Below are 9,437 nucleotides of genomic sequence, written 5' to 3'. Positions count from 1 at the left end.
GCTGGGGCTGGAACAACAGGACCTAAAATTGGTATAAATATAAGCTCTGCTAGCTCTAACGAAGGCGGAGTTATGACTTATGACCTATCTTTACCTACTGCATTGACAGCTAGACCTACTACGTTAAATTTAAATTTTAGTGGCGGAGTAGCCGGAGTAGATTATGACGCAAACTCTATAGAGTATTCTACCGACGGCGGCAATACTTGGACGCGTGGCACTACCGTAAATCTTGCCGACGCAAATCAAATCAATAACGTTAAAGTAAGAGTAACTACTATAGATAACTACGGACACGATGGCGTAGATATAGCTGCTAATCCTACAACCCAAAGCGCTAATCAGAATCAAGGCGAACAAGACGGAAGCAGGTATTCTAATCTAAACGGAGTAGAGTACGGCGTATATAAAAGAAATTTAACCCTAAACGTAACTACCGACAACGACGAGATTATTAACTCTCAAGCTAACGGCAAAATTACCGATAACGACGATTACGTAAATATTAACGAGGGGCTAAGCGAAGCGGTATTTACGGGCGACGGCGACGACACCGTAAATATGAGCGGAGCGTTTAGCGATGTAAATTCGTATGTTAGCACAGAAGACGGCGATGACGTTATCAACGTAAAATCAGGCTCCGTGTTGAATTACGGAAACGCTCAAATAGATGCCGGCGACGGTAACGACACGATCAATCTTAATCAAGGCTCATTCGTAGGGATGAGCGGTAGCTTCAGGACTAGAATATACGGCGGAGACGGCGACGATACCTTTAACATGAACGGAGAGATCGGGGGCGGAATTGTTCACGGCGACGACGGCGATGATACGTTTAACGTAGGTTCGACAGGAGTTCTTAAGGACGGCGCGACTATTTACGCTAATGAAGGCAACGATACTATAAATTTCGGCGGAACGGCTGAAAACGGAACTCAAATCCAAGGTAACGAAGGATACGATACTATAAACATCAAATCCGGTGCGGTAATAGATAATTCATCGGTATACGGCGATAGCGAAAATGAAGACTTTATTTTTGACGAAGGTAACGAAATAAATATCGACGGAACGGTTAGAAATAACTCTAACGTATACGGCGGCGCGGGAGTAGATACCGTAAACATAAACGGAACGGTAGAGAACTCGTCGACGATAAATACTCGCAGCGGTGACGACAAGGTAAACATAAATGCTGGAGCGGAAATAAAAAATAGCAATATAAATACCGGCGAGGGAGGCGACGTAGTCAATATCAAGGGCAAGCTAGGCGATAATACGATGATAGATACCGAAGACGGCGATGATACCGTAAATTTTGCCGGAGAAACGAGTGGATATGCCGCAATAAATACCGGACTCGGAAAAGATACGTTTAATATCGAAAGCGGAGCAACTTTTAGCAAATTTCTTAGAGTAGACACCGGCGAGGACGATGATACGATTAATATTAAAAACGGTGCAAATCTATCTTGGGGAGATATAAAAACTGGAGCCGGAAAAGATACCGTAAATATAGACGGCAATATGATCGGTAATCCAAATCATTTTAATGAGATAAGTACTGGAAACGGCGATGATACGATAAATATAAACGGGCACGTATCCGGAGAATCAAGAATAAAAGCCGGCGAGGGTAACAATACCGTGTACGTTAGAGGAACCGTCGACGGTAAAGCCAGGATAGAAGCGGGCGATGTCGATAATGACGATAAACACAGCGAACTTCATATAGAGAGCGGAGCTACGTTAAGCGGAGGTAGTAGCGTAAGTATGGGCGGCGGCAACGATACTATTTATATTAAGAAAGGCTCAAGCGTAACTAGTGCCACTATATCTGCCGGACATGGAAATGATATCGCGAATGTAGACGAAAATTTATATATGACTAATATAAATATGGGCGGCGGCGACGATACGATAAATTTCAAAAAAGGGATAACTATAGAAAAAAGTTTAATAGATTTCGGCGAGGGTAACGATACAATCGATATTAACGGCATTACCTTTACTAATGGCGCGGAACTACGCGCCGGCGTATCTGATCAACCTGCTTGGTATAGCGGCGAAGACGACGATACTATAAACATTACAAATTCTAAATTTGAACAAAATAGTAAAATAGACGCCAAAATTGGAGACGACACGATAAATATCGGCGCCGGAGCGATAATAGACAACTCAAACGTTATAGCCGGATACGGTAGCGATACCATAAATATTGATGCGGGTTCTAAGGTAATAAACGGTAGTAAGATTTATTCCGGACTAGATAATAAAGACGGCGACAGAAGAGACTTAGATACCATAAATATTAACGGCGGCGAGATTACGGACTCTGAAATTCATACATCTCATAGCAAAACGACGACGAATATAAATGACGGAATTCTTACGAATGCGAAAATTTTAGGCGCTTACGGAGAAGACAAGATAAACATAAACGGGGGTATAATTAAAAATTCAGAAATAACCGGCGGCGACGGAGACGATAAAATAAATATAAACGGCGGAAATTTTACCGAAACTAAGATAAGTACTGGAAACGGGAAGTATATGGGCAATGGGGATGTCGTAAATATCGCCGGAGGTACGTTTAGTAAAACTACCGTAGAATTACAAGGAACAAAAAATACCGTAAATATAAATTCCGGAGCGATATTCGGTGATCAATCAAACAATATGGCTGAAGTACGTCCTGGTGTTTCTCAATATCAAACTAAGATAGTAAACTACGGTGGCGAAGATCACGTAAACGTAAATGCCGGAGCTATCGTTAAAAACGCGACGTTCGATCTTAACGGAGGTAGCGATACTATAACCGTAGCATCGGGCGCTACCGTAGAACATTCTCAGCTTATAACTGGAGACGACGTCGATACACTAAATATAAACGGTACTATTAGTGGAGACACGCATGTGGATTTAGGATATGGCGCGGATACCTTAAATATAGGAAATGGCGGAGTAGTATCAGCTTCCGATATCCATATGGACGACGGTGGTCAAGGATACAACGATACCATAAATATCGCAAATAATGTCACCCTTCAAGACTGGGCGGACATCAAAGGCGGCGGTGGAGTCGATACTATTACTGCGGGCGACAACCTAAAGCTTATTAATGGCGCGGGTATACACGGCGACTGGGGAAATAACGGAAGCGCGGTAAATAACACCGGAGACGGAAACGATATCATTACCGTAGGCAAGAATCTAACTATGAGCGGCGGCTCTATAATAAGCGGCGGCGGCGGTAACGACATTATCTCAATTGGTAAAAACACAAGCATTCAAGATACTTCGACTATCGACGGCGGAGCTGGCTTTGATATATTAAAGATTGCTGATGATAGTGTAAACCTTACTAAAGTTACAAACATAGAGAAACTAGATTTAACTGAGGGCGATCACAATATGACTCTAACAGCTAAAGACGTTTTAGATATGACCGATAGCAACAATAGGCTAAGAATAGATGGCGATAGAGGCGATAATCTTGGTCTTGCAAGTAAGGGTTGGGTTGAAGATACTAGTGCCAACATTACTGGTTATAAAGTCTATACTAACACAGATGGTGTACATACTGTAACTCTAGAAGTTCAAGACCAAGTACACGTATTTTAATATTTAGCTAACTAATCCCAAAGGAATTTTCCTTTGGGATATTTTTTATCTCACTAAAATTTATAATTGCTCTAGATTTAAAACCAAAATAAGATCAAGAAATAAATCTATCAAGCCAAAAGAGCTGCTAAGATAGTGCTGTTAGAGACAAGTTTTATAAAAATTCGGAGATAAATAAAAGCCAAGTGATTTAAAATTTAGCGAGCAAGAGCTTTTTAACCCACACTCACTATAAAATTTCTATTTTTCCTCTGGGTCTAGGCCATTTAGGATATAGTTAAATTCATTGTTATTTAGATCGTAGTGCAAAAATTCTTTATAAAATTTCTTTGTTTCAGTAGCTATGTCGATATCTTTAAAGATTTCAGGATGTAAGGTCTTAGTCGCCCATAAAATTTGCAAAGCTCCCTCGGTTCCGTATCTATCCCAGCTAAAAACACCTGCTGGATTTACGAAGACTTTTTTGTTTTTTACAGCATTTGTGCCAGTATAGACTTTGTTTTAATATATCTTTTCTATAGCGTCTGGCGATTTAGCTCTGCCTATGATGATAACGTCTGGATTTATATTTGGTATCTCTTCCGCATTGATTTCTAGCATATTGCCCTTTGCTTGTACTGCATTTATGCCACCTGCGACACTTATCCACTCATCGATTATTGTATTTGAGCCATCTACTTTGAATAAATTTTACCCTCTGCTATGTGAAGCACTTTTGGTCTATCTGGCGTAGCGATCTTATCCGTTTTACTTAGCGCTTTTTTAAGATTACCGTCAAAATACTCGTTAAATTTCTCCGCTATCTTTGGCGCGTTGCCGCCTATGACCTCGGCCATTATAGATACGCTTCTTTTCATATCCGCATGATTCGTAAATGACGGATAAAGCACGGTAAAGCCGTTTTTAGTCAGCTCTTCTTTGTTCTTTTTATCGGCGGCTATAACGATGTCGGGACTTAGTTTGATTAGCTCTTCTACTTGTAAATCTTTGCCGTTTACGCCGTTTGGGATGCTTGAAATCCTAGGATAAACGCGCGCAAACCATTTGTTGTTTTTGATAAGATCGGTGGTCGCTACTACCTTGTCCGCGCCGCCTAGCATTAATATGATTTGATTATTCGCATACCAAAGTGTAGCGATTTTTTCTACTTTTGCGGGAACTTTTACGACGTTGCCAGTGATGTCTTTGACATCTCTAAACTCAGCTGCATTAAGCAAAAGGCTTGCAAACAGCACCACTAAAGCCATGAAAAATTTTTTCATTTTTTCTCCTTATGTTAAATATATATTTTTATATATAAGTACTAATGCCATATGTTATCGCCTTAATAAACAATATCCTTACAATATAAATTTCTAACTTAGAGCTTTAAAATTTATGAGCGAATGTGGATTTTTATCTATTATTGATAGATTAAATTTGTAGCAAGTGCTCCCCTTCTTGCACTGGGCAAAAAAGGGAGAAAAGAGAGTGATTATTTTTCAAAAGCTTTTTGTAAGCTAAATGGAAATGCCTGATAGCCCATAGCATTTGTCATCTTTATCTCGATGCTAGGCTCTTTTGCGCCCCACTCAAACTCATCGATGTGTGGGCTAGGAAGTCCTACTGGGCGACCTTTTGCGATGTCAAACTGCATGCCAGCAACGGCTGAGTAGACCATAATACTATCAAGGTCATCTTGATACTGCGTAAGGCTAGTAACCGAGCTATACCACTCTTTGCCACGCTCTTTACCGTATTCCCAGACTTGCTCGACTGTCTTTTTACTTTCATCTATTTTATAAACAACGGCACGAGAGTACTTCATGCCAGCGATGGCTGGTTGCTCCATGCCCCTTGTGTCACCGTTGTCAAAGACGCTTAGATAAATTTCGCCTTTTTTAGACTTGCTATCTATCCTAAATGCAGTGTGTTGCGTCCATTGCCAGTCAAAGCCACCTTTGTCACTCTCGTATCCTGGGCATTTTGAGTACTCATCTTCGCAGACGATTTTACTGCCTTTGGCGTCGACTGGTTGAAGGAGTTTATCTTTAAATTTATCACTCCAGCCTTTATGAGCACCCATGATCCATTTTACTTGTTTATCACGGCCGATTTTAATGACTGCATCTTGGTGGCGACTTGAGATTATGATGCTATCGTCACTTGGGTCGTAGTCTACGCTATTTACGTGAGCCCAGTTACGTCCGGGGCCTGCGCCAACGATATCGCCCCACTTATCGTGAGTATCCATAGACTGAAGCTCATCAGAGCTTGCAGTGTGGCCTGCTTTTTTAGCATCAATATTTAAGCAAACTGCGCCTTGATCAAGCGTTTTTAGCACGATATCGCGGTAAGGATCTAGGATTTCATATAGTCTAAAGTCATCAACTACGTTGCCATCTCTGTCAAGCTCAACGATCACGTCGCGTACTGTTCTTACGTTTTTACCGTCAGCTCTTTTGTAGTCAGCATTTGCCACGCGCAAGAAGTAGTGTCCATTTTGTGCTACGTCCATTGAGTGAGAGAAGTCGTTGTAGCTAGCTGGTAGCTCGCGGTTAAAAATTTCTCTACCCATGATGTCGTATTTTGCGTATCTTTGACCATATCCCCAAGTCATAGCGCCGTCGTCATTTTGCTTAAAGCCCATCATAACGCCAGCGTGAAATGGCTGTTTTAGATCGTAAATTTTGCTTGGCTCAAGGTACCATCTAACCTCGCCTTTTGTATCAAGGATGAAGTTATTTGGGCTGTAGTTCCATTCGATCGCACCGCCAGCTGGGTTGTTCCAAACTACTTTTGTGCCCTTGCCTGTTTTATTTACGAAGTTATTTACGTAGTAGAGGCGGTTTGCAAATTTAGCACTCGCAGGCTTAGTAACCTCGATCTTGTCAAATAGCGCGCCCTTTTGATTTGGCGTGCCAGCACTCTCTAGGTAGATAGCTGGAGCGTAAATTTTATAGCTCTCTTTTATATGCTCAGTCTTGCCCTTGTAGCTCTTGTCGTACTCGACTTCAACGGTGTTTGATAGTCAGGATACATGCCAAAAACTGGGATGCCGCCATGTGTGCGAAGATGCTTGTCAGCCACTTTATAGCTTATTACTTGACCGCCTTGTTTTGGCACGATGGTTACTTTGGCGTTGCTTAGTGTGTAGCCACCATTTTTGATAACTGCGGTAAGTGGGGCAGTGTCGTAAGGATTTACTACTACTTCGCCGATTTGCCCAGTTATAGCGTAGTCTAGTTTAGCCCCGCTTGGGCCGCCTATTGCAAAAGCGCTTGAGCAAAGCACAGAAGCTAGCGCAACACAACTCAAAGTCTTTTTCATAACATCTCCTTTGGATAAATTTTATAAACTCTACTCATAAAGCTTATAAAATTTAGAAAAAGCCTTGGAATGCCCAAGGCTTAAAATAGTTAAAAGGAGTAATAAAAAAATATTGCGTCCTTAGTAATTGTAATAAAACCTTATAACATAAAAATCACGATAAACTTTATAATGGCTTAAAATCTAAATTTATATTAAAAATTTTTGCCTTTTTTGGGTCTTAAGCTAGCATTTACGCTTTAGCACTTATAATCAGCCCCAAACAATGGAGCAAAACTTATGACACTAACTTACAATGCAAAGAAAATTTATGAAAATTGGTTTGACTCAAAAAGTGAGCTTGAAGAGAGCAATGCTAGCTTTTTAGAGGATTATTTAAATTTTTTAGGTGATATCGGCGATAAGATAAACATCGACGAACAAACAAGGCTTTTGGTTATCGTCGCCTCTCTTTGCGTGAGTGGAGGCGCAAAAAGCTCATTTAAAAGCTTCGTTAGAGCTGCTTTAAATGTAGGCATATCAGCAAAAGAGATAAGAGAAATTTTATATCAAGCAGTGCCTTATGCTGGGCTTGGCAAGGTAGAAGATTGTATATTTTTAGCTGATGAAATTTTTAATGAGCGCTATATAGAGCTCGAAAATATGCCTAAAAAATCAAGAGAGGGCAGAGGTGAGCGAGGCCTTGAGATACAAAGAAAACTTTTCCCAGCGGTTGATAAATTTATCGCATCAATGCCAAATGATCAAAAACATATAATGGAGTTTTTATCGCAAAACTGCTTTGGCGATTTTTATGCAAGAGATGGGCTTAGTTTAGAGCTTAGGGAGCTTTTGACATTTGTCTATATCACGACTCTTGGCTTTGCAAAGCCACAGCTTTTAGGACACATTGCCGCAAATTTTGGTATCGGTAACGATAGAGCTAAGCTAATAAGCGTTGTTACAACTCTTATACCATTTATAGGCTATCCAAGTGCTTTAAACGCATTATCAGCAATAAATGAGATAAGTTCTAGTAAAAATTAAATTTTTAATCAATGCGATATCTTGAAAATTTCAGCCAAAATTTATTCTAGCGTTAAATTTGCGGTTGAGCTTGGTTGTAGAATAACTCAAAATAAATCATCTAAAGGAGATTATCATGAGTTTTCTATCTAAATTTAGTAAGGCTATCTTTGCCGTTGCAGTTGCTGGAGCGATCAGTGCTAGTGCATTTAGCGAGGGTGAGGACTATGTCAAGCTTGAAAAGCCACTAAGCGCGGGACAAAATACGCTAGTTAAAATTTTTAGCTACGCTTGCCCATTTTGCTACAAGTACGACAAGAGCGTCACTCCAAAGGTAGTTGAGAAAATTCCTGGACTAAAATACGAACCATTTCACCTAAAGACAAAGGGCGATTATGGCGAGGTTGCGAGCAAGGTTTTTGCCGTGCTTATCGTTATGGACGAGGCAAAGGGAGTGAGCTTGTTTGATGAAAATTCGCTATTTAAAAAGGCTAAATTTGCCTACTATAAGGCTTATCACGACAAAAAAGAGCGCTGGAGCGATGGCAAAGACGCTGAGGGTTTTTTAAAGACTGGACTTGAGGCTGCTGGCGTTAGTAAGGCTGATTATGAAAAAGAGCTAGCTAATCCAAAAGTGACTGAGCTACTTAAAAAGTGGGATGAGAGCTATGACGTGGCTAAAATTCAAGGCGTGCCAGCATTTGTCGTAAATGGCAAATATCTCATCATGACAAAATCAATTAGCTCGCTTGACGGCATGGCAGCACTCATCGAAGAGCTTCTTAAAAAATAAGGCGTCACATGAGCTTTTTTAAAAAAATGGCTAAATTTCAAGACTCACGCATCTCTTGGGCGATCTTAGTCTTTGTAAGCGTTGCACTTGTCGTTATTGCGCACTCGCTCTTTCAAAACTACGCTTATATGCCTCCTTGCGAGCAGTGCGTCTATATACGTTTTGCATTTTTATGTATGGCGCTTGGCGGCGTGATCGCTATGATAAATCCTAAAAATTTACTATTTGCTCTAATTGGCTATGTCTTCGCCTTTTGGGGAGCGGTACAGGGCATAATGTATAGTGTAAAGCTAGCTAAAATTCACGATGCAGTTCATGGTGATGATCCTTTTGGTGTGCAGGGTTGCTCGACTGAGCCACACTATCCATTTGGTTTGCCGCTTGAGAAGTGGGCGCCTGACTGGTTTATGCCAACAGGAGACTGCGGATATGACAGCCCTATGGTGCCTGATGGCGTGGTGCTAAGTGATTTGCAAAAGAGCATAGTTGATCTTTATGCGGACGGCTGGTATCTTGTGCCTTCATCTAAATTTATGTCGATGGCTGATTGCACGCTACTTGGGTTTAGTGTTTGTTTTGTAGTGCTTGCACTTATGCTCGTTTCAAAGCTTTTATCCTTTTTAAAATGAATTTAGTTAGCAATTAGGTCGAACTTAGGATATACTGCACGCATGGGTATTAATTTAAAATCACAAAATATTAA

General features: G+C 40.7%; 4 protein-coding genes and 2 pseudogenes. 4 read left to right on the top strand and 2 right to left on the bottom strand.

What is annotated here, in order from left to right:
* Nucleotides 1–72: 72 nt before the first annotated feature.
* A complete protein-coding gene (locus A3835_09250; protein ID ORI09803.1) occupies nucleotides 73–3,627 on the top strand; it encodes a hypothetical protein in 3,555 nt (1,184 codons plus the stop codon).
* A 240-nt stretch (nucleotides 3,628–3,867) separates the two neighbouring features.
* Here A3835_09250 and A3835_09245 read toward each other — a convergent pair.
* Nucleotides 3,868–4,889 (bottom strand): annotated as a pseudogene (locus A3835_09245) (peptide ABC transporter substrate-binding protein).
* A gap of 212 nt (nucleotides 4,890–5,101) precedes the next feature.
* Nucleotides 5,102–6,936: pseudogene (locus tag A3835_09240) on the bottom strand (aryl-sulfate sulfotransferase).
* A 279-nt stretch (nucleotides 6,937–7,215) separates the two neighbouring features.
* Here A3835_09240 and A3835_09235 point away from each other — a divergent pair.
* From A3835_09235 to A3835_09225, 3 genes are all read left to right on the top strand, one after another.
* Nucleotides 7,216–7,962: a carboxymuconolactone decarboxylase gene (locus A3835_09235; GenBank protein ORI09802.1), complete on the top strand. Its 747-nt coding sequence runs from the start codon at nucleotides 7,216–7,218 to the stop codon at nucleotides 7,960–7,962.
* A gap of 115 nt (nucleotides 7,963–8,077) precedes the next feature.
* Nucleotides 8,078–8,734 carry a thiol:disulfide interchange protein gene (locus A3835_09230; protein ORI09801.1) on the top strand — a complete coding sequence of 219 codons (657 nt, stop codon included), beginning with the start codon at nucleotides 8,078–8,080 and terminating at the stop codon, nucleotides 8,732–8,734.
* An 8-nt stretch (nucleotides 8,735–8,742) separates the two neighbouring features.
* The gene (locus tag A3835_09225) at nucleotides 8,743–9,363 is read left to right on the top strand and encodes a disulfide oxidoreductase (GenBank protein ORI09800.1); all 621 of its coding nucleotides are present in this window, start codon (nucleotides 8,743–8,745) and stop codon (nucleotides 9,361–9,363) included.
* Nucleotides 9,364–9,437 lie beyond the last annotated feature (74 nt).

Origin of the sequence: Campylobacter concisus (assembly GCA_002092835.1) — a bacterium.
In the GTDB taxonomy this organism is placed as follows: Bacteria; Campylobacterota; Campylobacteria; order Campylobacterales; family Campylobacteraceae; genus Campylobacter_A; species Campylobacter_A concisus_K.
This window is presented reverse-complemented; position numbering and strand designations above follow the sequence as displayed.